The 26352-nt window shown below is 47.7% G+C and carries 28 protein-coding genes and 1 pseudogene; 26 read left to right on the top strand and 3 right to left on the bottom strand.

The annotated features are described in order from the left end of the window. Positions 1-104 precede the first annotated feature (104 nt). The 4 genes from QZ105_RS02395 to QZ105_RS02380 all read left to right on the top strand — a co-directional run bounded on the left by QZ105_RS02395 (position 105) and on the right by QZ105_RS02380 (position 3824). Positions 105-1034 carry an LPP20 family lipoprotein gene (locus QZ105_RS02395; RefSeq protein ID WP_293728255.1) on the top strand — a complete coding sequence of 310 codons (930 nt, stop codon included), beginning with the start codon at positions 105-107 and terminating at the stop codon, positions 1032-1034. A 198-nt stretch (positions 1035-1232) separates the two neighbouring features. Then, on the top strand, positions 1233-1865 hold the full coding sequence (locus QZ105_RS02390; protein WP_293728254.1) for a hypothetical protein: 633 nt from the start codon (positions 1233-1235) through the stop codon (positions 1863-1865). A 14-nt stretch (positions 1866-1879) separates the two neighbouring features. Then, positions 1880-2722 carry a CsgG/HfaB family protein gene (locus tag QZ105_RS02385; RefSeq protein WP_293728253.1) on the top strand — a complete coding sequence of 281 codons (843 nt, stop codon included), beginning with the start codon at positions 1880-1882 and terminating at the stop codon, positions 2720-2722. A 1-nt stretch (position 2723) separates the two neighbouring features. Continuing rightward, positions 2724-3824: a hypothetical protein gene (locus tag QZ105_RS02380; RefSeq protein ID WP_293728252.1), complete on the top strand. Its 1101-nt coding sequence runs from the start codon at positions 2724-2726 to the stop codon at positions 3822-3824. Between the two features lie 165 nt (positions 3825-3989). Here the strand turns inward: QZ105_RS02380 and QZ105_RS02375 are convergent. Next, positions 3990-4370: pseudogene (locus tag QZ105_RS02375) on the bottom strand (transposase); the annotation flags it as partial. 131 nt (positions 4371-4501) lie between these two features. Between QZ105_RS02375 and QZ105_RS02370 the strand changes: the two are divergent. The 8 genes from QZ105_RS02370 to QZ105_RS02335 all read left to right on the top strand — a co-directional run bounded on the left by QZ105_RS02370 (position 4502) and on the right by QZ105_RS02335 (position 11353). Then, complete coding sequence (locus QZ105_RS02370; protein ID WP_293728251.1) at positions 4502-5266, top strand: CAP domain-containing protein; 765 nt, start codon at positions 4502-4504, stop codon at positions 5264-5266. 414 nt (positions 5267-5680) lie between these two features. After that, a complete protein-coding gene (locus QZ105_RS02365; protein WP_293728250.1) occupies positions 5681-6325 on the top strand; it encodes a hypothetical protein in 645 nt (214 codons plus the stop codon). 244 nt (positions 6326-6569) lie between these two features. Beyond that, positions 6570-7562 carry a hypothetical protein gene (locus QZ105_RS02360; protein WP_293728249.1) on the top strand — a complete coding sequence of 331 codons (993 nt, stop codon included), beginning with the start codon at positions 6570-6572 and terminating at the stop codon, positions 7560-7562. Then, positions 7562-7924 (top strand): hypothetical protein, encoded by a 363-nt coding sequence (locus QZ105_RS02355; RefSeq protein WP_293728248.1) that lies wholly within the window; start codon positions 7562-7564, stop codon positions 7922-7924. The genes QZ105_RS02360 and QZ105_RS02355 overlap by 1 nt, the downstream gene beginning before the upstream one ends. Continuing rightward, complete coding sequence (locus QZ105_RS02350) at positions 7924-8475, top strand: hypothetical protein (protein WP_293728247.1); 552 nt, start codon at positions 7924-7926, stop codon at positions 8473-8475. The genes QZ105_RS02355 and QZ105_RS02350 overlap by 1 nt, the downstream gene beginning before the upstream one ends. A 124-nt stretch (positions 8476-8599) precedes the next feature. Next, positions 8600-9550 carry an ABC transporter substrate-binding protein gene (locus QZ105_RS02345; protein ID WP_293728246.1) on the top strand — a complete coding sequence of 317 codons (951 nt, stop codon included), beginning with the start codon at positions 8600-8602 and terminating at the stop codon, positions 9548-9550. After that, positions 9540-10568: an iron ABC transporter permease gene (locus QZ105_RS02340; protein WP_293728245.1), complete on the top strand. Its 1029-nt coding sequence runs from the start codon at positions 9540-9542 to the stop codon at positions 10566-10568. The genes QZ105_RS02345 and QZ105_RS02340 overlap by 11 nt, the downstream gene beginning before the upstream one ends. Further along, complete coding sequence (locus QZ105_RS02335; RefSeq protein ID WP_293728244.1) at positions 10565-11353, top strand: ABC transporter ATP-binding protein; 789 nt, start codon at positions 10565-10567, stop codon at positions 11351-11353. The genes QZ105_RS02340 and QZ105_RS02335 overlap by 4 nt, the downstream gene beginning before the upstream one ends. 57 nt (positions 11354-11410) lie before the next feature. On the opposite strand, the gene ilvA is transcribed toward QZ105_RS02335, so the two are convergent. After that, the gene (gene ilvA, locus QZ105_RS02330) at positions 11411-12616 is read right to left on the bottom strand and encodes a threonine ammonia-lyase (RefSeq protein ID WP_293728243.1); all 1206 of its coding nucleotides are present in this window, start codon (positions 12614-12616) and stop codon (positions 11411-11413) included. A 249-nt stretch (positions 12617-12865) separates the two neighbouring features. Here ilvA and prmA point away from each other — a divergent pair, with 249 nt between their 5' ends. The 13 genes from prmA (at position 12866) to pgeF (ending at position 24297) form a co-directional block, all read left to right on the top strand. Then, entirely contained in the window at positions 12866-13801 is a 936-nt protein-coding gene (prmA, locus tag QZ105_RS02325; RefSeq protein ID WP_293728242.1) for a 50S ribosomal protein L11 methyltransferase, read from the top strand. Positions 13802-13905: 104 nt separating this feature from the next. Next, positions 13906-14334, top strand: a complete 429-nt coding sequence (locus QZ105_RS02320) for an endonuclease domain-containing protein (RefSeq protein ID WP_293728241.1) — start codon at positions 13906-13908, stop codon at positions 14332-14334. Between the two features lie 2 nt (positions 14335-14336). Continuing rightward, positions 14337-15077 (top strand): 16S rRNA (uracil(1498)-N(3))-methyltransferase, encoded by a 741-nt coding sequence (locus tag QZ105_RS02315; protein ID WP_293728240.1) that lies wholly within the window; start codon positions 14337-14339, stop codon positions 15075-15077. Positions 15078-15083: 6 nt separating this feature from the next. After that, positions 15084-16397, top strand: a complete 1314-nt coding sequence (gene mtaB, locus QZ105_RS02310; RefSeq protein WP_293728239.1) for a tRNA (N(6)-L-threonylcarbamoyladenosine(37)-C(2))-methylthiotransferase MtaB — start codon at positions 15084-15086, stop codon at positions 16395-16397. Positions 16398-16939: 542 nt separating this feature from the next. Further along, positions 16940-17278 carry a histidine triad nucleotide-binding protein gene (locus QZ105_RS02305; protein WP_293728238.1) on the top strand — a complete coding sequence of 113 codons (339 nt, stop codon included), beginning with the start codon at positions 16940-16942 and terminating at the stop codon, positions 17276-17278. A 119-nt stretch (positions 17279-17397) separates the two neighbouring features. Continuing rightward, the gene (rpsU, locus tag QZ105_RS02300) at positions 17398-17574 is read left to right on the top strand and encodes a 30S ribosomal protein S21 (RefSeq protein ID WP_021720854.1); all 177 of its coding nucleotides are present in this window, start codon (positions 17398-17400) and stop codon (positions 17572-17574) included. A 15-nt stretch (positions 17575-17589) separates the two neighbouring features. Next, complete coding sequence (locus QZ105_RS02295) at positions 17590-18039, top strand: GatB/YqeY domain-containing protein (RefSeq protein WP_293728237.1); 450 nt, start codon at positions 17590-17592, stop codon at positions 18037-18039. A 115-nt stretch (positions 18040-18154) separates the two neighbouring features. After that, positions 18155-18628, top strand: a complete 474-nt coding sequence (locus QZ105_RS02290) for an NfeD family protein (protein WP_293728236.1) — start codon at positions 18155-18157, stop codon at positions 18626-18628. A 3-nt stretch (positions 18629-18631) separates the two neighbouring features. Next, positions 18632-19645 carry a flotillin-like protein FloA gene (gene floA, locus QZ105_RS02285; RefSeq protein WP_293728235.1) on the top strand — a complete coding sequence of 338 codons (1014 nt, stop codon included), beginning with the start codon at positions 18632-18634 and terminating at the stop codon, positions 19643-19645. Positions 19646-19657: 12 nt separating this feature from the next. After that, entirely contained in the window at positions 19658-20245 is a 588-nt protein-coding gene (locus tag QZ105_RS02280; protein ID WP_293728234.1) for a hypothetical protein, read from the top strand. Between the two features lie 31 nt (positions 20246-20276). Continuing rightward, the gene (gene pap, locus QZ105_RS02275; RefSeq protein WP_293728233.1) at positions 20277-21746 is read left to right on the top strand and encodes a polyphosphate:AMP phosphotransferase; all 1470 of its coding nucleotides are present in this window, start codon (positions 20277-20279) and stop codon (positions 21744-21746) included. 15 nt (positions 21747-21761) lie between these two features. After that, complete coding sequence (locus QZ105_RS02270; RefSeq protein WP_293728232.1) at positions 21762-23477, top strand: radical SAM protein; 1716 nt, start codon at positions 21762-21764, stop codon at positions 23475-23477. Between the two features lie 4 nt (positions 23478-23481). Then, positions 23482-24297 carry a peptidoglycan editing factor PgeF gene (gene pgeF / locus QZ105_RS02265; RefSeq protein WP_293728231.1) on the top strand — a complete coding sequence of 272 codons (816 nt, stop codon included), beginning with the start codon at positions 23482-23484 and terminating at the stop codon, positions 24295-24297. Positions 24298-24914: 617 nt separating this feature from the next. Here the strand turns inward: pgeF and QZ105_RS02260 are convergent. Further along, complete coding sequence (locus tag QZ105_RS02260) at positions 24915-25130, bottom strand: hypothetical protein (RefSeq protein WP_293728230.1); 216 nt, start codon at positions 25128-25130, stop codon at positions 24915-24917. Positions 25131-25388: 258 nt separating this feature from the next. Here QZ105_RS02260 and QZ105_RS02255 point away from each other — a divergent pair. After that, a partial coding sequence (locus QZ105_RS02255) for a PEP/pyruvate-binding domain-containing protein (protein ID WP_366935962.1) occupies positions 25389-26352 on the top strand: 964 nt, incomplete at its 3' end.

Below are 26352 nucleotides of genomic sequence, written 5' to 3'. Positions count from 1 at the left end.
CCAGTTATTCGCAGATAGGTGGAGCTTTACAACACTGTATGGCTAAGTCCTTGGAGAGGGACTGTAAATACTACTACGTTTATAATATGAGGATGAGAAACATTATGAATATGCATAATAAAGGGCTGATAGCCGCAGCTGTTTTGGGACTAGCTTTATCCTTTAGCAATGTATACAGCACTCCCGCTATAGCAGCTCCTGCTGAAACTAGCGTTTCTGTTAATGTCCACGTACAACAAGAAGCTACTATTGATTGGACCAAAGGCGCAGAATCTGCTGCTACTGCTACTGGGTTGGGCTTTCCGCCGGACAATGTTGGTAATCGCGGCCATGTATTAGCAAGACGTGCTGCAATTGTAGACGCCTATCGTCTGTTGGCAGAAACTATCCAAGGCGTACAAATTGATTCTGATACTACCATCGAATCTATGGTATTACAAAGTGATACGGTTAAAGCAAGGGTAGCCGCTTTAATTAAAGGTGCTCGTATTGTTGACGAAGGCGCAAACGAAGACGGCAGCTATTTTGTAAAGGTGAGCGTACCTTTATTTGGCGTCGGTAAGAGCGTTGCCAATGCTGTACTGCCGGAAGCAACGAAAAACGTTGTGTCGCAACCTGCCGCTAAGGTTGACGAAAAAACTACCCCTCTGACTAAAGAAGAAATTAAAGAAGTAAGATCTGTAACTTATACCGGCGTTATTGTGGACGCTTCAGGTATGGGCTTAGAGCCTACTTTTTCTCCGGTGATTATGGATACCAACGGTAGAATAATTTACGGTATGCAGAATATCGATAAAGATATGGCGATTTCTCAAGGAATGGTTGAATACGCTACCGATTTGCAAACCGCAACTGGCGGTACTACTCGCGCCGGCGCTAACCCGTTAGTAGTAAGCGCTACTACCGTCAAGGGCGGCGTGAACTCCATTAATCCTGTAAATGTTGTCGTGTCCGTAGAAGATGGCGATAAAATTTTATTAGCTAACGAGCAAGCTGATATGTTTGGAAAGTGCGCCGTTGTTTTTTTAAAATAACGTAATTTACTAGAAAAGAGGAATATTCTTGTAATTACTCAAGATTATTCCTCTCTTCATTATACAAGAGGTGAAGCTCATGAAATTTTATGGGTTATTACTAGCTAGTTTTTTTTAGTAGGTACACCTTCTTTTTGCGAAGCTGATCTTACACCTGCGAAAGCTGATAGTATTACGCAACAGAATATTAATGTTGGTATGCAATATTTCAATGGCGCATATGAAGCGTATTTTGCCGCTAAAAATTCTGTCAGTATGGCGCAGGCAGGCAATTTTTATGCGCAGGCTATTGCTGACGCAGCAAAAGCTAATACTATTGAGCCTGAAAATATTTCTTATATTGCGCTCTCTATGCAAATTTATCGCGGTAAAGGGGTTTTACCATATGCAAAAAGTGCTTTTTTGCGCGCTGAAAAATTGTTGCAGGATAGGTTGAAATTGAGTTCTAGCGATGTGGGCGCATTGTTGGATTATGCTATTTTGTGTAAGGCCGGAGATATGACGTATAGGCCGGAGCAGACAGAGTATCATCTGAAATCGCAAAGATTAGCTCAGAAAGTATGCTCCTTATTAATAGCGGATAGTAGCGCTGAAGCTTATTGCGCCAAAGCGATGGCCAATTTAGTTTTAGGGAACGAGAAGCAGTTTTTAACATTGTTGAAAGCAAGCGCTCAAGGAAATCATGATTTAATAATCAATCGCTTTTATTTGACTTTGTATGAGAATACCATAGAGCAAGATACTTGGTTGTGGCCTGTAGCTGACAAGTATTTACAAAATGAGTTTTTATTATATTATTTATGCGATCTTGGTAGGCCATATAAATTTTAAATGGTGAGGTGTTTATGATGAAAAAGACAATGAGAATTATTTTGTCCTTATTAATGTTATCCATAATGTTGTTGGGTTGTTTTAGCTGTGAGGCAGCTAAAAAAACGGTTGCTGTAATGGCAGTAGAAAATACAATTGGGAGTAGTTATGGCCGCCAAGCTGCACAAGACTTAGAAAGTGCTTTGACTACGATTTTAGTACAAAGCGGCAACTATAATGTTGTAGAGCGTAGACAGATTGATCATGTATTGCACGAACTGAATCTGCATATCACAGGGCTGATTAGCGGAGATACAGCTATTCAGTTTGGCAATATGCTAGGAGCAGATTACACTATAGTAGGTAATGTGATGTTAGCTGATTTTGAGCGTTTTAATAATTATCTTTATAAAGGGCACAAGGCTAAGGTTAAATTTAATTTTAAATTTATAGATAATAACACAGGCGAAGTTAAGATAGCTGAAATCGTTGAAGGTTCCGATACGGTTAGTGAATTTGAAAATACCTATCCTGATCAAAATATTATGCTGGCCAATGCAGCTGGAGATGTAGCTAAAAAAATAGCAGGTTTTATGGAAGGCATCAATCCGCTTTCTGGCCTTGTAGTGAGCGTTACCGAAGATCAAGTATATATTGATATTGGTAGCAATAACGGCGTTCATAAAGGTGATAATTTTATTATTTATAAAGAAGGCAAGCCAATTAAGCATCCTGTAACGGGTAAAATTATTACCGTACAGAAGGAATTTTTAGGCGCGTTAAAAATTGAAGATGTGGAAGCTGATTTTTCTGTTGGTAAAATTACTAAAAGGAAGGGTATCATTGCTACTGGCTGTAACGTAAAGAGAGGCAAATAAAATGAAGAGATTTATTTATATTTTAGCATTTGCCTTGTCTATATTATTATCTAGTAATGTCTTTGCAAAAAATATTACTACTACAGGCGTAGGCGTAACAGAAGCAGAGGCTACTGATGACGCTTTGCGTAACGCGTTAGAAAATGCAGTTGGCGTTCTGATAGATTCAGAAACTATTGTAGAAAATAACACACTTTTAAACGATAAAGTTTATGCTACTAGTAGAGGATTTATAAATTCTTATCAAGTAGTCGGCACACAGAAAAATGTCGACGGGTGGTGCGTGACTGTTAATGCCGAAATCGACGTTAATCAAAATTCTAAGTTGATGGATCAGTTGACAGTGCTAGGCTTGATCGATAATTTGCTGCGTAATCCTAAAATTGCCGTTATAATTCCAGAAAGGCATCTTGCCTATCGTATTCCTGATCCCGCAGGGGAAACGGCTGTGGTGAACGCATTTATTGCTGCTGGCTTTGATAACATGGTGGACATTAGCCAGGATAGGATGCGTTATAATAGTCCGTTTAATTTAACCGATGATGATTTACGCGCTCTAGCTAATTCTATGCAAGCGGATATTCTTGTAGTAGGCGAAGCGTTTAGCGAGGGCATTGGCGATGTCGGGCAATTCTTGCCTAAAGGCAGGCGGACTGGAACATTGAGCTGCCGTGCTCGCGTAGAAGCGAAAATGTATATTGCTCGTACGGGACAGATTATAGCTGCTGATGGTAAATATGGTTCAGCTGTAGATGTTTCTGAAGCTATAGCTTCGAAGAAAGCCTTAGCTGTTGCCGGTAAGGAAATGGGCGAATATTTGTCGGATAAATTGCTGGAATTAGCGGCAGGTAACAGGCGCAGAGTGGAATTAATAGTCATGACTTCTGGATATGAAAAACTTGATTCAATACAACAAGCGTTGAATAATATTAAAGGTGTAAAGAATGCAGATTTAAGTGACTATACTAGTGGTAAAGCTGTTTTTACCATGCGATATGGCGGCTCACCGCAGACACTTTTCAATAAAATAAAAGAAAATGTGGAATGCCATGTAGAATTACGTTCTTCGGCTTATAATGTGCTTACTATTGCAGCATGGTAAAAGTGATAAGTCTAATGGTGTGATGTCAATAGGAGAATGAAAAGAAATTTTCAATCAGGAAAGGTGTAAACTCGGGCAAAACAGGAAAAAAGTGTACACTAACCAAAGCCCTGCCTACTGCGTTTTTTCAACAGGGCCTGTTACACCGGGAAGCGGCTGCGGAAATCAGCCCTCAGGCGGGATATACAGGCGGTTGTCCTTCAGCAGTCGAAAGACCAACCGAACCAGTTTTCTGGCAATCAAAGCGAGTGCGCGTTTATGCTGAAACTTGTTGACCTCATGGTACTTGAGGTCATAGTAGCGCTGGAACTCGGAGTCGCATCTTCTCACGGAGTTGGCGGCTTCCAGCAGGTAGTACCGGAGATAACGGTTGCCGGATTTGATCATTCTGGTGTTCTGCGCTTCAAAGTCACCGGACTGGTGCTGTGTCCAGACAAGGCCGGCATACTTGGCAACGGACGCCTGAGACTGGAAGCGGTGAACATCCCCGATCTCGGCAATGATACCGGCGGAGTAGACCTTCCCAATTCCTGGGATAGAAGTTAGAGGGTTAGGAATGATTTCAAATTGCTGCTCACATCGATGCCAACAAAAAGTGGATTCATTGATTTCACCTCCCCGTGTGCTGATACTTGAATTATTATCTTTGAAACTTATTATACGAGGTGGGAATATATATGCTAAAAGATTTTTGTAGGATTTTACTATCAGTTTTGCTTATAGGTATATTTTCCAGTAAAATTTGCCGAGCTGAAGAAGAGTATGCTCAGGAAATAACCATACCGGTCAATAATTATTTTTCTATAGAGATGCCGTTTGCCTTTTATGAAGTAGACAAAAATATGGCGGAACAAGTTGATCTGGACGGTAAAAATAGTGTGTTGTTTAAAAAAACGGGAGACACGATTGTAAAAGCGATATTTCCCGTTAGTATGAATCCGCCGTTACTGGAGGGTATTCGTTTTTTAGTACACGTAGTTCCGCAAGAAAATTTTTCTCCTGAGGATTGGGAGAAGCAGAGTCAAAATGGATATGTTGACAATGCTTATGAAGCGGATACTTCGCGTTATGCTGAAGAAGTTTTGGAATTAGTCAATATTGAACGTTCGAAAGTTGGTGCTAGCCCTTTAAGATTGTCGGATGATTTGCAATATGCCGCTTCTATACGCGCTAAAGAATTGACGCAGGTTTTTTCACATGATAGGCCAGATGGCAGTAGTTGTTTCACCGCAGTGGGCGATGCAGGGTACTCAACATTGGGAGAAAATATTGCTGCTGGTAGTGCGACTCCAGAAGCGGTAGTAAGGCAGTGGATGAATTCGCCTGGGCATAAGGCTAATATTTTGAAAAGCGCATTCCGTGAATTAGGCGTGGGCTATTGTTACGATAGCAACGGCGTAGGCGGGTACAAGTACTATTGGGTGCAAATTTTTAAAGGGTAGAGTGTTTGCTTGAGTTTATAAAGATTATGAATTTAAAGAAAGTAGAGGTACTGGTTATACGCTGTCGGGCAGAATAGCTCCTAGAGATATTCCTGAGTTTGTGGATCTTGTGTTGAGTAGCAAACCTTTAAAAATTAGCTTTAAATTTTCTGTTCCTTCGGCAAGGGGTGTTGAGAAATATTTAGATTTCAATTTCGAGGGAGAAACTTTGGAACAGGTAAAGAGTGTGCTCAACTACGATTTGTATAGCGATCCTTCGCAAACTGAAAATATTAAGAAGGCAGTAGCAGCTATACCTGCAAACTAAATGCCAAAGATATTTTGCTCAGTATAAAATGATTTGTTTGTGTCAATACTGTCTAGCGCTTTAGCTGCTTTCGGTTAAAGCGCTAACCGCTTGTGGGAGGTTATATCATGTGTAAAATTAAAATTCTTTTGGTTACATTGATACTTATGGTTGTACATATGTCGTGTATGGCAATGACAATGAAGAACCCAGTTCAGATAGGAAAAATTCGTTTTGATTTGAATAGAGATACAGGGTTTACTTTTGATGGATTTAGCGAAATTAATGGTTATAAACATTATAGCAAAGTAAGAAAAGCTTATACTAATGGGTATGGTAAAGGTACAGTGTTGTTTAACTATGATGGGGAAAAGCTATATGTAGATTACAATATTCCAGAGAGATGGAATCTTTGTCGTATTGGTGAAGCCGGTAACTACATAGAATTTGATATTATTGATGGCCAACTTTTTAAAATCTTAACAAGCGAAGGAAATTCCCTATATGCTATGCTTTCTTCTTATACATATACAGATTTTGTTATTTTTGGGAAAAATAAGGATGGAAAATTTGTTAAATACCTAGATAGCAAAAAAATAAGTAAAGATTATTTTGGTAATGTAAACAATAATTATGAGAGTATAGAAAGCCGCGGAGATACACTGGTTGTAAAATATAGGGCCTTTTTAAAGAACAAAGTTGAGCTAGGAGAATTTCGCTTCCCATGGTCAGAATCTGCACAATGGTTCGGAATAGAAAAAGTGATTTATTAAATGTAATTTTCTAAATTACATTCTCATCAAAATCTTTTGCAAAATTATCATGTGAATTAGCAAGAAGCATTCGAAAAAATGTGTGGGTATAGTGCAAATTTTTTAGAGACTTAAATTGCAATAACAAGTTGAACATTTTTTAATCAATCTTGCTTAGCGCTTTAGCAGTCTTTTGTTAAAGCGCTAACCGCATTTTGTTTAATAGTTTTTCTAATATATTTTTTACATGTAAACGAGACTTATCATGCTTATACAATCAACGGCTTTGCATTTTTTTGTAGACGGTGTATGCGGGGCGGCATTAGCGGCGTTGGTCGCTAATGGCTTAGCTGCGGAAGAAATAGAAAAATATTTTATGCTCTATACCATTTGGGCGTTTGGAACGCAATGGCTTATCGGATTAGCTATTGACAGGTATAAGAGGTTGCAAAGATGCTTACTATGGTTGGCTTTCAGCTTATTGTTTATAGGCGCGCTAGGAGCAAGAGACTTATCGCTTAAATGCTTTTGCTTAGGTATAGGGAATAGTATTTTTCATGTTCTTGTCGGGAAAATTATTTTAGAGCGTTTTGCCGGCTTTAAGGAACCTGGAATTTTTGTTTCCAGCGGCGCTTTAGGATTAGCATTGGGATTACAGCAAATTATTGGCGTACCGATAATGTTATTAGGCTTATTTATATCCTGTTATTTAATTTACTCTCAACTAACGAGTTCTGCGCAGATTAATGAAAAAGCAGTCCGCTTTCGGCAAGTACGGTTAGAAAATCCCATGTCGGTTTTGTTATCTGTTTTGGCGTTGTGCATATGCGTAATTTTCAGGGGCTTTACCGGTACGATCCGCTTGGATGATATGCCCTTATGGCTGCCTTGTATTTATGTGCTTGGAAAAGCATTAGGTGGAGTTTGCTGCGATAAATTTGGTTATAAACATATGCTGTTGGCGCTATTTTTACTGGAATTTGTAATTTTGCAATTCGCAGGTCTTGCACCGATGTTAACGTTTGTTTTATTGTGTAATATGACTATGCCGTTGACGTTAAGGGTAATATATTATTATTTGCCAGATTATGCAGGGTTTACTTTTGGCTTAGCGGCCGTTTGTCTTTTACCTGCTTGGTGGTTTAAAGAATATTTTATTCCGTTGCCGCTCATGATAATGTTGCAGTTTATTTTATTATTTGTCGGAGGATATTTGTTATTCGACAAACTTCCGCTAGTTGGGAGCAGTGAAGAATAATGGATATGCTGGCAGTAGGGTTAATATTGGAAAGCGATTTGCTGGAGACCGCGTTAAATACGGCTATTATTGAAGTAGTAGTTCTATATTTACTGAGTTACCGGAACAGAAAGGTACTTAGCTGGTTTTTTGTAACGAATATAGTTTCTAACATATTATTCAATGAATTTTTAATGACGGATTTCTTGCCAGAGCTGTATGCTAATATTTTTGTTGGGGAGTGCCTGGTGCTTATTTTAGAATACTGCATGATGCTATATGTTGTGCCTGAAAGAAAAAGCAGGTTATTATTATCTTTGCTTGTCACTAATGGTGCTAGCTTAGCAGTGGGATTATTGTATATTAACGAAGGACTGATGTAATGAAAAAAATAATTGCATGTTTATTCGCATTGTTGAGCTTGTTGCAAGTAAGCGTAGCTTTTGCCGACATACCTTCGCCTTATGAATCGCAACAAAGCCAGCTTAGAAGAAGCGCGGAAGAATTGGAACGCAAGGGAATTTCAATAGAAAACGTCAAAGTAGTGACGCAAGAAAACAAGAGTGTCATCCTAGGGATAGAATTAAATTGTCCGGAAGGTGGGCAATTAGATTGCTTGGTAATAAATATGGATAATGAGCGTTTCGTGGGTAAATGTCAGGAACGTCTTAATGATTGGACAAAAAGAAAAAATAATAATTTTTGGATCGAGCTACCTATTAATACGGATGAGATGCTTTCTGGAAAGAATGAATTGGAAATAAATTGCAGCTATCAAATAAATTATGAATTAATAAAAAAGCTAGGCGGAGGTTACGCTTGGTTTAAAGCGGGACGACCGATGAAAAAAACAGCTAAGAGCGTAAGCAAAGAAACAACTAAGCGAATTGTGTTTATGAAAACGAAAACGCGCTATTTTGTGTATGAAGTATGATTTTCAGTTCAAGCCAATTTGTTGACTATAAGCAGTAATTGTGCTATTATGAGGACAATGCAAATAAGACTTTTTACTGGATGGGCGCACAGCCCTTTTTCCTTGCGCGTAGAGGTGGTAAATTATGCAATTACAAAAATTGGCTTGTGCTTTACTTTGTACCATAATGTTGACGCTGGCAGGCTGCGGCGGCGAGCAAAAGGAGGCCGGCGGCGGCAAGGCCTATTTGCAGCTGACGGACGCTGCGGGGCGGCAGGTGACTTTGACTAAGAAACCGGAGCGGATAGTAAGCCTGAGTCCGTCTTATTTGGGTATGATCGACGCGGTGGGCGGCAAGCTGGCAGGGAGAGCCACGTCGAAGGTAGGGACGGTGCCCGCTTCTATGAAGGACGTGCCGGAGATAGGACTGGTCTATAATATAAATATGGAAAGCTTAGTGGCGCTGAAGCCTGATTTAGTACTGGCAGGGAAAAATCAGCACGAAAAATTTGTGCCGCTGCTGACCTCCAATAATATCAATGTTATTGAGTTCGACGCTAAAACCTACGACGAGGTGAAGCAAACTGTCACGACATTAGGCGAGATTTATGGCGCGCAGGACAAAGCTGCGGCAGAGAACGCTTTGCTGGATAAGGAAATTGCCTCCGTAACTGCAAAGCTGCCTAAGGATAAGAAACGGGTTGTTATTATGCACGCAACGGCCAGCAGCGTGACGGTGGAAGGCTCGCGCAGTATCGCGGGCTGCGTCAGCGACCTTTTGGGCTTTGAAAATGTGGCGGCAGCGGCTTTGCAAGGTAAATCAGATAAAACGCCCTACAGCATGGAAAGCCTGGTAGGGCAGGACCCCGATGTTTTATTCATTACCTCTATGGGCAAGCCGGAGGAAATAGAAAACCGCCTGCGCAGCGACTTTAAGCAGAATCCGGCGTGGAACAGCCTGCGGGCCGTGCAGCAGGGTCATGTTTATGTGCTGCCGGAAAAGCTGTTTTTAATCAATCCCGGACTGCGCTACCCCGAAGCGGTAAAATATATGGCGCAGCAGGTTTATCCAGAGGTTTTTAAGAATGGAAAATAAACAAGCGGAGGTTTCGCAAACTGTAGAACGCTTTGGCGTGGGCCGCAGCGTTTGGCGGGCAGGTATTTTGCTGTTTTTTTTGGCCTTGGCGCTGGCGGGTTCCTTTTTGAGCCTGACGAAAGGCTCCAGCGTGATTACTATGCGGCAGATTGCCGATATTCTGCTAAACCCCGGCACGGACCCGCAAAGCCAGATTATTTGGAATATACGTATGCCACGCACCATTGTGGGAGCGCTGGTGGGCGTTAATTTGTCCTTGTCCGGCGCTATTTTGCAGGCGATTATGCGCAATCCTCTGGCTGACCCGCATATTATCGGCATTTCGTCCGGCGCTGGCCTGGCCGGTGTGGCGATTATGATTTTGTTCCCGGCGCTGGAATATTTGATTACGCCTGCGGCTTTTGTCGGCGCTATGCTGGCGGCGGTGTGCATTTATATTTTGGCGTGGAAAAACGGCATTAAGCCGGTGCGAATTATTCTGGCCGGCGTGGCGGTATCCGCTTTTTTGAGCGCAGGTATCAGCGGCCTGATGATTTTTTACAGCGATCGGGTACACGGCGCGTTGATGTGGATGGTGGGCGGCCTGGCGGCGCGCAGCTGGCCCCATGTGCAGATTATTCTGCCGTATGCGGTAATCGGCCTGCTTTTGGCTTTGGCCAGCGCGGCCTATCTGAATATTTTACAGCTGGGCGACGAAATGGCGCGAGGGCTGGGCATTAACGTGGAGGTAACGCGGGTGCTGCTGACCGCCGTGGCGGCTCTTTTAGCTGCCAGCGCCGTCAGCGTCGTAGGGCTGTTGGGCTTTGTCGGCCTGGTAGTGCCCCATGCGGCAAGACTGCTGATTGGCAGCGACTACCGCTATCTTTTGCCTGCTTCCGCGCTGCTGGGCATCGCTATTGTAACGCTGAGCGACACCTTCGCCCGTATTGTTTTTGCGCCTATTGAGTTGCCTGTGGGCATCATTATGGCCTTTTTAGGCGCGCCCTTCTTTTTATTTTTGCTGAGGAGGGAAATATGATGCAGCCGATTTTGGAAGCCAAGCATATCGATATTGGCATCAACAATAAAACTATCGTGCACGATTTATCCCTGCAAATTCCCGAAGGGAAGATTACAGCTATCATCGGGCCTAACGGCTGCGGCAAGAGTACGACGCTGAAGGCTTTGTCCCGCATCTGGCCCTGCCAGCAGGGCAGCGTTGTCTTTAAGGGTCGGGATATAAAGAATTTCAGCCACCGCGAGCTGGCTCAATGTCTGGCAATTTTGACTCAGGGGCCGCAGGCTCCTGCCGATTTAACGGTGCAGGATTTGGCGGAGATGGGGCGTTTTCCGCACCGCGGCTTTTTAGGGCGCGGCGCTAAGGACGACGGCCGGCATGTGGAATGGGCTTTGGAGCAGACTAATATGACGGGAATGCGCGGGCGGCTGCTGCATACTTTAAGCGGCGGCGAGCGTCAGCGGGCCTGGATTGCCATGGCGCTGGCACAGCGGCCCCAGGTTTTGCTGCTGGACGAGCCGACGACTTATTTGGATATTTGCCACCAGCTGGAGGTAATGCAGCTTTTGCTCAAGCTGAACCGGGAGCTGGGGCTGACAGTAGTCATGGTTATTCACGATTTGAACCACGCTATTCAGTACGCCGATTATGTGGCGGTAATCAAGCAGGGACGCTTGGTGACCTGCGGCGAACCCCAAGAGATTGTAACGGCGCAGCTTTTAGAGCAGGTGTTTCGGGTGCAGGCCGACGAATTTGCCTGCAGCAACGGTTTACGCGCTCTGCTGCCTGTGGATTTGTGCAAATAAATATGGAACTAAAAATCCCCCGCTTATCTGTGATAAACGGGGGATAGCTTTATGCTGTTATACGCGTTCGTTGACCAGCTTAAAGCCTGCGGCAGTAAGCTTGGCTTTGATTTCGGCGATTTGTTCTTTGTCGCGGGTTTCCAGCCCCAGCTTTAAGAAGCAGCTGGTGATAGCCATGTTGGCGTCGCTGCGGTCGTGATGGACGCTGATGACGTTAGCGCCGCAGCGGCTGACGATGTCGCTGACCATGGTGAGCTGGCCGGGCTTATCCTCCAGCGCAATCATCAGATTGGTTTTGCGGCCGCTGGTTACTTGGCCGCGGGTGATGACGCGGGAGAGAATATTAACGTCGATATTGCCGCCGGATACCAGGCAGACGGTCTTTTTGCCCTCGATGGGCAGTTTGTTGAAAAGAGCTGCGGCTACGGGAGTAGCGCCTGCGCCCTCGGCGATAAGCTTTTGCTTTTCCATCAGGGTAAGAATGGCGGTTGCGATTTCATCCTCGCTGACGGTTACGATATCGTCCACATATTTGCTGATGAGCTCGTAGGTATTTTCACCGGGAGTTTTTACGGCGATGCCGTCGGCAAAGGTGTTGACTTGCTCCAGCGTTCCGTATTTATGGTCGTGGTAAGCGTTGTACATGCTGGCTGCGCCTGCCGCCTGTACGCCGTAAACCTTAACGTCGGGACGCAGGCTTTTAATGGCGAAGGCTACGCCGGAAATAAGGCCGCCGCCGCCGATGGGCACAATAACTGCTTCTACGTCCGGCAGCTGGTCGAGAATTTCCAGACCGATGCTGCCCTGACCGGCGATAACAAGCTCGTCGTCGTAGGGATGAATGAAGGTCATGCCCGTTTCCTCCTGCATTTGCACGGCACGGTCATGGGCTTCGTCATAAGCGCCGGGCACCAGCTCTACATGAGCGCCCAGGCGTTTGGTGTTTTCTACTTTCATAATGGGCGCGCCGTCGGGCATACAGATGACGCTTTTAATGCCCATGCTGGTGGCTGCCAGCGCTACGCCCTGGGCGTGGTTGCCGGCGCTGCAGGCGATAACGCCTTTAGCGCGTTCTTCTTCGTTTAACTGGCTAATTTTGTAGTATGCGCCGCGCACCTTAAAGCTGCCGGTGACCTGCAGGTTTTCTGTTTTTAAATACAGGTCCTGGTCTTCGCAAAGGTGGGGTGCGGCAATGAGGTCGGTTTTACGCGCCACGCTTTTGAGTACGAAAGAAGCGTGGTAGATTTTGTCTAATGTGAGCATTGCGGCACTTCCTTTTTTTCCCTTATTTTACAATAACAATACAATGCGTTATTTTAGGATAAGTTGGATAAAAGCGATTTATAGCTCTAGTTTCTTCTTATCCGTAATAACATAATTACAGTATACGTTTTCGCGTTGCCGCCGTCAAGAGAATATCACAGATATTATATACAATTCATAGCGTGATAGTGTATAATATAATGATAAATAAGCAAGTGACAAAATTTTGTGAAGGGAGCTTGAGAATAGATGAACGATTGGATAGAGGTTAATGTGGCTGTGACGCACGAGGCAGTAGAGGCTGTTTCGGATATTTTGACCGAGGCCGGGTCTAAGGGCGTTGCTATCGAGGACCCGCAGCTGATTAACGAGCTGCGCAGCAGCGGCACGTGGGAGCTGTGCGATATTCCGGAGCAGCAGAATACCGAGGTGGTGACGGTCAGCGGCTATTATGCGGACGATGATAAGCTGCAGCGGCGTTTGGCGCAGATTGAAGCTGCCTTGCAGGAGGTTGAGAAGCGCATCGGCAAGTACCGCTTTAGCAATACCCGTTTCCGGCGCGTGTCCGAGCAGGACTGGGCCAATGAATGGAAACAGTATTTTCATGTGACTCATGTGGGCAAATCGCTGGTGATTAAGCCCAGCTGGGAGGAATACGAGCCTGAGGCTGGGGAGCATGTTATCGAAATTGACCCGGGTATGGCCTTTGGCACGGGCACGCACCACACTACGAATATGATGATGGAGCGCTTGGAGCGAGTGCTGCCCAAGGACGCAGTCGTTTTTGACGTGGGAACCGGCAGCGGCATTTTGGCTATTGCAGCTGCGCTGTGCGGCGCTAAAGAGGTCAAGGCGGTGGATATCGACGGCGTGGCTGTGCGCGTAGCCCGTGAGAATGTGGCGGACAATCATTTGAGCGACAAGATTGAGGTGCGCGAGGGCGATTTGCTGCATGGTACCGAGGGTACAGCGGATGTGATTATCGCTAATATTATCGCCGATATTATTATTCTGCTGCTAAAGGACGTTCCCGGTAAGCTGAAGGACGGAGGTCTGTTTTTGGCCAGCGGCATTATCGAGGAGCGCATGGCTGACGTAGCGGCGGAGGCGGAGCGGCAGGGTATGCAGGTGGACGCTGTGGATAGGCGCGGCGGTTGGGTTGTGATGCAGATGAGGAAAAGATAATTGCGCGTTGAAACTCCCCCAGTCACCTGCGGTGACAGCCCCCTCAAGGAGGGGGCACAAAATGAGGGCATAGATGTACGTGTTGTTCCCCCTCTTAGAGGGGGATGCCGAGCGAATGCGAGGCAGGGGGAGATTATATTAAACAAGGGGTGACACAGCTGTCTCTTAAATATAATCGCAAATTAATACCTAGAGCTAGGGCCTTGCGAAGAAATATGACTAAGCAAGAAGCTTATTTATGGATATATTTTTTACGAAAGTATCCAATTCGCTTTCAAAGACAAAAAACTATAGATAATTTTATAGTTGATTTTTATTGTCATAAAGCTGCTTTGGTTGTTGAACTGGATGGAGAGCATCATTTTACTGAACAAGGGAAAGCCTATGATTTTGAACGTACTAAAGTTCTAGAAGCGTATAACATTTTAGTATTAAGATTTAGTAATTATGATGTTGATTATAATTTTCAAGGCGTGTGCTGCTGTATAGATAGATGTGTAAAAACAAGAATTACTAATAATTTTAGGAGATAATTATGCATCGTTTTTTTATACCTCAATTATATAATGAAGAAATGTATTTAGAGGGCGTGGACGCGCGCCATATCGGCAAGGTTCTGCGTATGCAGCCCGGCGATAAGCTGCAAATCGTCAGCGACGACGGCGTCAGCGCTTTGGCGCAGGTCACGTCTATCGACGGGGAGCGCGTTTATGTGCGCTGCCTGGAAAAACTGGCCGAAAGCCACGAGCCTCGTGTGAAGCTGGTGCTGGCGCAGGGTTTGGCTAAGGGCGAAAAGATGGATTTCATCATTCAGAAGGCTGTGGAGATGGGGGCTTACAGCATTGTGCCGGTAGCTATGGAGCATTCCGTGGTGCGCTTGGAGGGCGTTAAGGCTGCCAAAAAGGTGGAGCGCTGGCAGAAAATTGCCGAAAGCGCCGCCAAGCAGAGTAAGCGGGACATCATTCCACAGGTGCAGCCGGTGCAGACTATGGCGCAGATGCTGGCGAACAATTCTTGCCAGACGAAGATTATCGCTTACGAGTGCGAGGACCGTTTGAGCCTGAAAGCAGCGCTGCGAGAAGCGGACGCCGCCAATATCAGCGAGCTGCTGCTGATTATCGGGCCGGAGGGCGGCATCAGCGAAAGCGAGCTGGAGCAGGCGCGGTCGGCCGGGGCAGTGCCGGTCACGTTGGGCAGGCGGATACTGCGGGCAGAAACGGCTGGCCTGGTGGCTATCAGCGCCATTTTTTATGAAACGGGAGATTTAGGAGATTAAGCATAGATGAAAAAAATAGCTTTTTATACCTTGGGCTGTAAGGTCAATCAGGCGGATACTGCCAGCATGGAGGGGATTTTCCGCGCTGCCGGATATGAGGTGGTGGATTTTGCCGAGCAGGCTGACATCTATTTGATTAACACCTGCGTAGTGACGAATACGGGTCAACGCAAATCGCGGCAGATAATTAACCGCGCCGTGCGCCGCAGCCCGCTGTCGTTGGTAGTGGTTACGGGCTGCTATCCGCAGACTGCGCCGGAGGAGGTTCGCGCTATCGAGGGTGTGGATGTCATCATCGGCAATCAGGAGCGCGGCCGCATTGTGGAGCTGGTGGAGCAGGCCTTGGAGCGCAAGGAAACAACGATTTTGGATAATGTGCAGCAGATGACGGTGGATACTAAATTCGAGGAGCTGGGCGTCGGCACGGAAACAGATAAGACGCGGGCCTTTTTGAAAATTCAGGAGGGCTGCAATCAATACTGCACCTACTGCATCATTCCCTTTGCCCGCGGGCCGCTGCGCAGCCGCAGCCTGTCAGGCATCCGGGAGGAGGTTGGCAAGCTGGTGGCGGCGGGTTACAAGGAGGTTGTGCTTATCGGCATTCATTTGGGCTGTTACGGTAAGGAGCTGCTTAAGGAGGGGCAGCACGTTACCTTGTACGATGCGGTGCAGGCCGCTTTAAGCGTGGAGGGCGTGCGCCGCCTGCGTTTGGGCAGTTTGGAATCGGTGGAGGTGGAGCCGCGGCTGCTGGAGCTGATGGCGCGAGAGCCGCGTTTGTGCAAGCATTTGCATCTGCCACTGCAAAGCGGCTGCGATAAGGTGCTGTGGGCCATGCACCGGCCTTATGATACGGCGCGCTTTGCCAGATTATTGCAGGACATTCGCCAACAGGTGCCTGATGTGGCGGTGACTACGGACGTTATTGTGGGCTTTCCCGGAGAAACAGAGGAGGATTTTCTGACGACTCTGAGCTTTGCGCGTAAGTGCGGCTTTGCCAAAATGCATATTTTTCCTTATTCCAAGCGCAAGGGTACGCCTGCTGCGACGATGTCCGATCAGGTGGACGAAGCGGTAAAGGCGCAACGCGCCGCCAAGCTGGCGGAGCTGGACGCGGCCATGCATCAGGAAACGCTGGCGTCCATGGTGGGGCGCACGGAAGAGGTGCTGTTCGAGCAGCCTGTGGACGCGGAGCATATGGAGGGCTTGTGCGGGCCGTATCTGCGCGTAGTAGTTCGCGGCACGCCGGAGCTGGCGGGAGAAATTCGCCGCGTTAAGCTCACCGGCGTGCAGGACGATTGGCTGACGGGCGAACTGGCATAAAAAATAAGACCGCTTGTTAGTGCAGGCGGTCTCAGACGGCTGTTATAAAATGTTTATGGCAGTATTACCGTAGAAGGCAAAAACAATTTTTCTTGCGTCGTTTTGAATATAGTGGTACAATATGCATAGAAAGAGTGCTACCGATAGACGGTTGACCTCGGATTATTGCTTATTTAAAAAATAGCCGTATCCTTGGCGTGGGCGGCTATTTTTTACTATGCGAAGAAGCTCCTAAAGCATAACCAAGAGCAAAGCAGGCAACGCCGAAGCTAAGAATGCCCACAAAAGTGTCTATGGTCAACATGGGGAATCACCCCTCTTTATACACGAGATTTCTAGTTGAACTAGATTTCTATGTCATCGGAGGGTCACAGTCCCTCCGTAGAGGGCCAACCGCCTACCGTTATGGTAGCACTGATTTTATTGTAGCACATTATGTTGCAAAAGGAAATATATTTTTGCAACACAATATGTTCTGTTAGCAGGAAAATGTTAAGCCAAAATAGAATAATAAATTAAAGTAACAAGAGGAGGCGTAAATCATGGCTGAGGATTGTATTTTTTGTAAAATCATCAAGGGCGATATCCCTTCTGTCAAAGTATATGAAGACGATAAAATGATCGCGATTAACGACGTGGCTCCGGCTGCTCCCGTACATGTGCTGCTGCTGCCCAAGGACCATACCGCTAATATTGTCGAAGCCGACCCTGAGCTGGTTGCGTATATGCTGAGCAAGGTTAAGCTGATCGCTGAAAAAACAGGCATTGCCGAAAAGGGCTTTCGCGTTGTTATCAACACCGGCGACGATGGCGGCCAAACCGTTAAGCACCTGCATATCCATGTGATCGGCGGCAAAGTATTAGGCTGGCCTCCGTGCTGAAAATCTTGACAATAGTTGTCTTTTCCTGTATAATAGGTCAGTAAGTGTTTTTAGGTGGCAACACCTGAAACTTAATTTGCATATACACTTCCCTAAGTGTGTGGAGGGAGGGAGATCAGATGGCAGAAATTAAAGTTGGCAAGAATGAAACTTTAGACAGCGCACTGCGCAGATTTAAAAGAGCAACCCAAAAGGCAGGCATTCTTTCTGAGGTAAGAAAACGCGAGCATTATGAAAAGCCCAGCGTTGCCCGTAAGAAAAAATCCGAAGCAGCCAGAAAACGTAAAACCAGATAATTGGAGGCGGGCTGTATGTCTATAAAGGACCAATTGACTAACGATATGAAGCAGGCCATGAAGGACAGAGAAGCAGGCAAGCTGCGCTTATCCGTTATCCGCATGGTGCGTGCTAATATTAAGAACACTGAAATCAACGACAAAAAGGAGCTCACTGACGATGAGGTTCTTGCAGTCCTGATGAAAGAGGTCAAGATGCGGCAGGACTCTCTGGAGGAATTCCAGAAAGCCGGACGCGAAGAATTGGTTGCCCAAGCTAAGGAAGAAATTGCTATTTTAAAGAAATATCTTCCCGAAGCTCTCGGTGATGACGAACTGAAAGCCATCGTAGCCGAAGTAATTGCCGCTGTCGGCGCTACCAGCCCCAAGGATATGGGCAAGGTGATGCCGGCTGTAATGGCTAAAACTAAGGGCCGCGCAGATGGAAAGCGCATTAACGCTATAGTTCGTGAATTGCTCAAATGATTATGATAACCGTGTTGACGCAAGTTGGCACGGTTATTTCATTTTCTTTTATGCGGGTTTTCTGGTATAATAAGAATAAGATTAAGAAGCAAATTAAATCAAAGGAGGTATGCCTATGGCGATGGAGTATTATGTTTTGACGGTTGGCGTCATTTTTCTGCTTATAGAATTGCTGATTCCGGGCTTCGGTATTTTCGGTATTGCCGGAACGCTGTGCCTGAGCTGGAGCGGTTATTATCTGCTGGGCGGTGGCATGACGGCACTGTCCGTTATTTTGGGCTTTTATTTGCTGCTGGCTGTTGGCATTGCCGTCCTGTGCCTGTATCTGCCGCGTGAAAGCAAATGGAATCCCTTCGTTTTGTGGGATAAGCAAAGCAATAGCAAGGGATATACCGGCGGCAGCGACCTGTCGGCGTTTGTCGGGCTGCAAGGCGTTGCGCTGACTGCTTTGCGCCCTGCCGGGACGGTGTTGGTCGAGGGGCAGAGGCTTGACGTGAGCAGCTTGGGAGACTATATTCCTAAAAACGCGCAGGTGCGCATCGTAAAAACAGAGGGCAGCAAGATTTTTGTCGATAGGGTAAAGGAGTGACTTATGAACATGTTATTTGATGTGATTTTTGGAAGCGGCATTATGTTTGTGCTGGTTATCGTGGGCGTTGTGGTGTTTTTGAACTTTGTACCTCTTGGCTTGTGGATCAGTGCTATTGCCGCAGGCGTTAATGTGGGTATCTTTAATCTTATTGGTATGCGTCTGCGCCGCGTACCCGCGTCGCAGATCGTACTGCCGCTGATTAAAGCCAATAAGGCCGGGCTGGACGTGAATGTTAACCAGCTGGAAGCGCATTATCTGGCAGGCGGCAATGTGGACAGGGTTATCGACGCTTTGATTGCCGCGCACCGTGCGCAGATAGATTTGAGCTTTGAACGCGGCTGCGCTATCGATTTGGCAGGCCGCAATGTTTTGGAAGCAGTACAGATGAGCGTTAATCCGGAAGTTATTGAAACGCCGGTGGTCAGCGCCGTAGCTAAGGACGGCATCGAGCTGAAGGTAAAGGCTCGCGTAACTGTGCGCGCCAACATTGACCGTTTGGTAGGCGGCGCAGGCGAGGCAACGATTATTGCCCGTGTCGGCGAGGGTATCGTAACTAACGTAGGCTCCAGCGACAATCACAGCAAGGTGCTGGAAAACCCCGACCATATTTCCAAGACTGTTTTGAACAAGGGCCTGGATGCAGGCACTGCCTTTGAAATTCTGTCCATCGATATTGCGGACGTCGACGTAGGCCGCAACATCGGCGCAGCTTTGATGACCGACCAGGCCGAAGCCGACAAGCGCATCGCTCAGGCCCGCGCTGAGGAACGCCGCGCTATGGCTGTGGCTAAGGAGCAGGAGATGAAGGCTTATACTCAGGAAATGCAGGCGAAGGTAGTAGAAGCGCAGGCCAAAGTTCCCGCTGCTATGGCAGCGGCTTTGGAAAGCGGCCGCCTGGGCGTAATGGATTATTACCGCTTGAATAATATTCAGGCCGATACGCAGATGCGCCGTACTATCGCCGAGGTAAGCCCGGACGCTGTAGAAGGAGCGGATAAGCAGAACGGTAAATAATGAGGTTGAATCATGTTTGATCTAATAGAAACGTTTTTCCCTGTGCTGGTGGTTTTTCTTTTGCTGCGCGGTATTTTGCAGACGATTCTGCGCGGCGGCAGCCGACGGCCGCAACCGGAATATGACGATGAATACGAAGCAGATGAGTATGGAGAAACCGGCGAGCTAGAGCAGCAGCAGCAAGCCGCAGGAGATAAGCCTGATTTGGCGGCGGAATTTGAGCGTCGCTTGAAAAAGACTACGGACGATGCGCCTGCGGCGCAGGAGCAGGCTAAGCCGCTGCGCAGCGACAGGCAGCGGATACACCGCGACGACGAAGCGCCGCACGAGCATAAGGGACGCATTCATAAAGAAAACGAAGCTCTTGCACACGATAAGAGTAAGGTTTATTACGACCCCAGGGGGGATTACAGCTATAACGAAGAACGCTTTAACGCTCAGGCCGCAGCCTTTCGCGCACGCTATGCCGCCAAGCAGGAGGAGCTGCGTAAGCCGCGCCTGCAGCTGAAGCACAGCGCCTTAGTGCAGGGCTTTATTATGTCGCAGGTGTTGGAAAAGCCGCGCAGCCTGAACCCTTATGGAACGGAAGAACAGCTGTAAAGGCGCAAACGCTTTAAGGAGATGATGCAAGATGTTAGAAAAGCTGGATTTGAAGAAAAAGGTGACGAAGGAAGAGTTCAACAGAATCATGGATGATTTGGGCAAGCGGCTGGGCCGGGCCCAGCGTTTGGCCCGCGAGGCCAAAAAGCCGATCATCATCGTTTTTGAGGGCTGGCGCGGAGCACGCCGCAGTACGATGATTAACACTATGATGCAGCAGATGGACGCCCGCGGCTTTAAGGTTTATTCTACTGTGCGCATGGGCGAGGAGCTGCACGACGAGCCCTTTTTTACCTTTTTCTGGCAGCATTTGCCGGCTTTGGGCAGTATAGCGGTATATCATCGCAGCTGGTATTATTTAAAGAACGCTATCGAGCTTTCACCCAAGGAAGAGCAATGCCGCTGCTGTCAGAATATTTCCTTTGACCATATCAACAATTTTGAAAAAATGCTGACGGATGATAATTATATTATCCTGAAATATTTTCTGCATATTTCGCCGGAGCAACAGAAGCAGAATATCGCCAAAAATTCCAAGACACTGGGCAAGGCCTGGCGCGACGTGAGTCCAGCTATCGACGAAAGCTCGCGCTACGAGGAATTTTTAGGGCGGTATGAGAAAATGCTGGAGGCTACGGATAAGGCTAACGCTCCCTGGCATTTGATCGCTGCCGACGACCGCCGCAGCGCCGAGCTGGAAATTATTACGTCCATTGTGGAAACGATTGAAAATGCTGTAAATACGCCTGCCGTCGTTCCTGCGGTCGCGCGTCCGGCCGCCAGCTACGACGTTTTGAGTAAGATCAACGCTTCGCAAGAGATGGGCAAGGACGAGTATAAGGATAAGCTGGATAAATATCAAAAGCGTCTGAAGCAGCTGCAGATAGAAATGTTCAAAGCGCAGATTCCCACGGTGATTTGCTTTGAGGGTTGGGATGCTGCCGGTAAGGGCGGCGCTATCCGCCGTTTGACCGCCGCGCTGGACCCCTTGGGCTTCAGCGTGAATCCCGTGGCCGCGCCTAACGCGGTGGAACGGCAGTTCCATTATTTATGGCGTTTTTGGGTGAATCTGCCGCGTCCGGGCAATATCGCTATTTTTGACCGCACCTGGTACGGCCGCGTAATGGTGGAGCGCATCGAGGGCTTTGCTAAGAATCACGAATGGCAACGGGCTTACGACGAGATCAAGGATATGGAAGCCCAATGGGCGGAGCATGGCTTTGCCATCGCCAAGTTCTGGCTGCAAATCGATAAGGACGAGCAGCTGCGGCGTTTTACGGAACGCCAGAACGACCCGATGAAGCAGTGGAAAATTACGGACGAGGATTGGCGCAACCGCGACAAATGGGAGGCTTACGAGCAGGCGGTCAACGAGATGCTGGTGCGCACGGATACATCTTACGCGCCCTGGATTGTGGTGGAGGGCAACAATAAGTATTACGCCCGCTTGAAGGTGCTGAAAACCGTGGTCGATATGTTCGAAAAGAAGCTTAGTAAATAGGAGAGAGAAAATACTTTGTCCTGGAAGATAAAAAATTATTTGCAGGCTGCAAGGGAGGGCGAATGGGGCGCTCAGGCTTATCCGCCTGGGCTGCGCCATCCCGTGGCCTTTGTTTATCCTAATGTTTATCATTTGGGAATGTCTAATTTAGGCATGCATATTTTATATCAGTTGATTAACGCGCGCGGGGACAGCGCCTGCGAGCGTTTCTTTTTGCCCGATAAGCGTATGCAGGAGGAGCATATCAAGAGCCGCACCCCTCTTTTGAGCATTGAAACCGGGCGGCCTTTAGCGGATTTTGCCGTTATTTTCGTCATGCTGTCCTTTGAGATGGATTACGATAATCTGCTGACAGTGCTGGACTTAGGCAATATTAAGCTGCGGGCGGCGCAGCGTAACGAGAAGGAGCCGCTGCTGATTATCGGCGGCCCCTGCGCTACCTTTAATCCGGAGCCGCTGGCCGCTGTGGCCGACGCTTTCGTTATCGGCGAGGGCGAGGAAACGGTGCAGCGGATTTTAGACGCGGTTTACGCAGGCAGCGGCAAGCAAGAGCGCCTGCGCCGTTTGGCGGCGCTGCCCGGCGTGTATGTGCCTTCTTTTTATAAGGAGCAGTATGATGAGCAGGGCGAGTTTGTACGTTTGCAGCCGCAGGCCGGTGCGCCTGCGTCCATTGCCCGGCAGTGGGTGCGGGATATCGACGCTTATCCGCATACGTCTGCTATCGTGACCAGCGGAACGGAATTTGAGGATATGTATATTGTGGAGGTGGCGCGGGGCTGCGGCCGCCACTGCCGTTTCTGCATGGCGGGATATTGTTTCCGCAAGCCGCGTCCCCGCAGCTTGGAAAATATCTTACGGGATATTGCCAACCGCCCCGCACGCACGAAAAAGGTGGGGCTGATGGGCGCGGCGGTCAGCGACCATCCGCAGATGGCGGAGTTAACCGCTTATTTAGTGGAGCGGCAGATTCCTTTCAGCGTGGCTTCCATGCGGGCGGATATGCTGACGCCGCAGATTGCCGCAGCCTTGGCGGCCAGCGGCCAGCGCACGATGACCGTAGCGCCGGAGGCAGGCAGCGAAAGAATGGGCGCCGCCATTAATAAGGGCATTACAGAAGAACATGTTTATAACGCTATCGAGCTGGCGGCGGAGGCAGGTATGCGCAATATCAAGCTGTATTATATGATCGGTCTTCCCGGTGAGGAGGACGAGGATATTGCGGAAACCGTGGAGATGATTCTGCGCATACGCAAGGAAATGGACGTGGCGGGAAACAAGGGCGAGCTGGTCATCAGCGTCAACGGCTTTGTGCCAAAGCCCTTTACGCCTTACCAATGGTCGCCGCTGTGCAGCGTGCGCACGCTGAAAAAACGCTTTAAGCTGCTTAACGACGGCTTGAAGAAGAATAAACGCATCAAGTTGATTACCGAATCTTTGAAGGAAACTGTAATTCAGTCCGTATTAGCTCGCGGCGACCGCCGTATTGGCGAGGCGCTGCTCCAGGCTCATATAGAAAATATCACCTTTAAGGCTGCGCTTAAAGAGCGTGGCTTGGATGCCGAGAAATTAGCGGAACGCCGACTGCGGGTGGGACAACCCTTGCCCTGGCAGCATCTCGATATGGGCGTGACCATGGAATATTTGGCGAAGGAGCTGGAGCGTAGCGCAGAGGGGCGCTTTACGCCCATGTGCTTCGACGGCCGGCGCCGCTGCGGCGTGTGCCGGGAGTAGAGCTATGCAGGATTTTATTATTACCCAGAAACAGAATATTTGGTTTGGCAGCTTTCCTTTGTTGAGCGAAGCAGGCTTCGTCAACGCTTGCAGCTGCCGTTTGCACGGCGAAAGCGACCTGGTTCCCGGTACGCTGAATTTGGCGCTGCATGTGGGCGATGACCCGGCCAAGGTACTGCGTAACCGGAATTTATTCGCCGCCGCTTTGGACGTGGACACCAATAAGTTTACTACCTGCCAGCAGGTACATGGCGATAAGGTGGCTGTAGTGGACGCTGCTTTAGCGGGGGCGGGAGCCTTGAGTTTGGCAGATACGGTGACTGGGACGGATGCGCTGGTGACGGCGCTGCCCAATGTGCCGCTGCTATTGTTTTATGCGGATTGCGTTCCCATACTGCTGGCGGATAAACGCACGGGAGCCATTGGCCTGGCCCATGCAGGCTGGCGCGGTACGGTGGCTGGCATTGCTGCCAAAACGGTGCAAGCTATGCAGGAAGCCCTGGGCAGCAGGCCGCAGGATATTCTGGCGGCTATCGGCCCTTCCATTGGGGCGTGCTGCTATGAGGTGGATGATTTTGTGCGCGGCAGAGCGCAGGGATATGAGCGCTTTTTTGCCGCTGTTCCGGATAAACCAGGGCATTATATGCTGGATTTGTGGGAATACAACAGGGCAGTATTGTTGGAAGCAGGTGTGCTGCCGCAGCATATTGCCGTGTCGCAGGTCTGCACGGAGCATAACAGCCAGCTGTTTTGCTCGTACAGAGCGGAGCAGGGGCATACGGGCCGCATGGGCGTATGCCTGTGCCGCACGGGGAAGTAGAGCAGATAGCCGTGCGCTTGGCGCAGAAGCACAGCGCATAAAATAGCTTAACTTAAAATCAGTAAAATTTTCAGCGCAGGCTGTATACGTTAAATGTATGCGGCCTGTATTTTTTTTATGCTTGCATTAAGCTGCACGCCCTTGTTTCCCCCCAAAAAATAAAAAAGTAGGCTGTTTCATAACTGGCGCATAGGCAAGCAACGAACCTAATATCTTTACGAACAAAATGCAGGGGGACAAATACTGTATAATATGAAATAAAAAGTAATAATGTATACTAATAAAAATATACAGAAAAATAAGAGGACATTAGCAAAAAATATTGTCTCAGGAATTACTATAATGATGAACACTAGGAGTTGAAATGATGAAAAAGCTTACTACCATGGCAACGGCATTATATAATGTACCCATAGTCGTGGATACTTCTGACATTAAAAGCTTTAATCTGGACACGCTGTTTTTTTGTATATGCCACATATTGATTTTGTCAAGATTAGTTGACACATTTTCCTTAAGGATTTTGTATCCTATGCTGCTTCTTTCAGGGAATCATAGTATTGCTGTCGTTTGACCATCGGAGTGAAATTTGAAGAAGTGAAAATAGAGTTAAAGTATCAGTCCCAGCGCTTCAACAGGTCCTCAATAATTTCCTTATTGGTCTTACGGCGCTTCTTTTCATAATTGCGGAAGTTATTGTCGCGGTGGTCGGTGGAATAGTCGGCGTAATCAAAATCGTCGTCGCTGCGTTCATAGCTGCGGTTATAATCGCCGTGGCCGTCGTCCAGGCGCCAAAAAGGCATAGGGGCAGGTTGTCTGTAATATGTAAGCATGGGTAATCCTCCTGACATGGTATTAGTTTATTGTTATTTTAGCACGCTTTAACGTGCCTGCAAAGGGGAAAGGCGGCGTCGCCTGCGTTTTCTTCGCCGTCCTTACTATCTATCGCGAGTAATGGCGGAGCGCTTCAAAAAATATGAAAAATATCTGCGAACGTACTTGAATATGCTGTGTAAATGTGATATAGTATACACTATATTAAGGTAATATCCCAATAAAAAGTATAGCATATCGCAAAGGAGTAAAAAATGATGGAGAAAGAAAAAGCGTTTCTGCTGTGGTTTGATCAGTTGGAAAGAAAAGACGTAGCGATTGCCGGCGGCAAATCCTCGTCTTTAGGCGAATTGACGTCCCATGTTGACGTACCTGTGCCCTATGGCTTTGCAACGACTGCCTGCGCTTACAGATATTTCTTTGAGAAAACCGGCCTGTATGAGGAAATCAAAGAGCTGATTGCCGGCTTGGACGTGGATAACAGCGCGCAGCTGCGCGAGGTCTGCGCTAAAATTCGCCAGGCTATTCTGGATAAGGAAATGCCTCAGGATTTGCAGGATCTGATTGCCGAAGCTTACGAGGAGCTGGGCAGAAAGGTTGGTCAAGCCGATCCTTTCGTGGCCGTGCGCAGCAGCGCTACCGCCGAGGATCTGCCGGATGCCAGCTTTGCAGGCCAGCAGGATACTTATTTGAACGTTAAGGGCGCGGCTACTATCGTAGCCAAGGTTAAGGAATGCTATGCTTCCTGCTTTACCGACCGCGCCGTTTACTACCGTGAAAAGCAGGGCTTTGACCATCTGGACGTGGCTCTGTCCGCCGCAGTGCAGATGATGGTATTCTCCAAGGCCGCTGGCGTTATGTTTACCGTGAACGTAGCTACCGGCGACGACAAGAATATTCTTATCGAAGGCGCCTGGGGCCTGGGCGAATATGTAGTGCAGGGCACGGTAACTCCTGATAACTATACTATTGAAAAGGCTACCGGCAAGATTATCGAAAAGAACGTCAACGCCCAGGATATTAAGCTGGTGCGCAAGGCAGACGGCGACTGCGAAGAAGTCAGCGTACCCTTGGACGAGCAGAACGAGCAGAAGCTGACCGACGTTCAAATTGAAGAACTGGCCGCCTGCGCTAAGAAAATCGAAGCTCACTACGGCTGCTATATGGATATGGAATGGGGCGTCGACGAACGCGATAACAAGGTTTACATTCTGCAGGCTC

This window comes from uncultured Phascolarctobacterium sp., assembly GCF_905212365.1.
Lineage (GTDB): Bacteria > Bacillota > Negativicutes > Acidaminococcales > Acidaminococcaceae > Phascolarctobacterium_A.
Note: the sequence above shows the minus strand (reverse complement) of the source record. Positions and strands in the feature narration are given on the sequence as shown.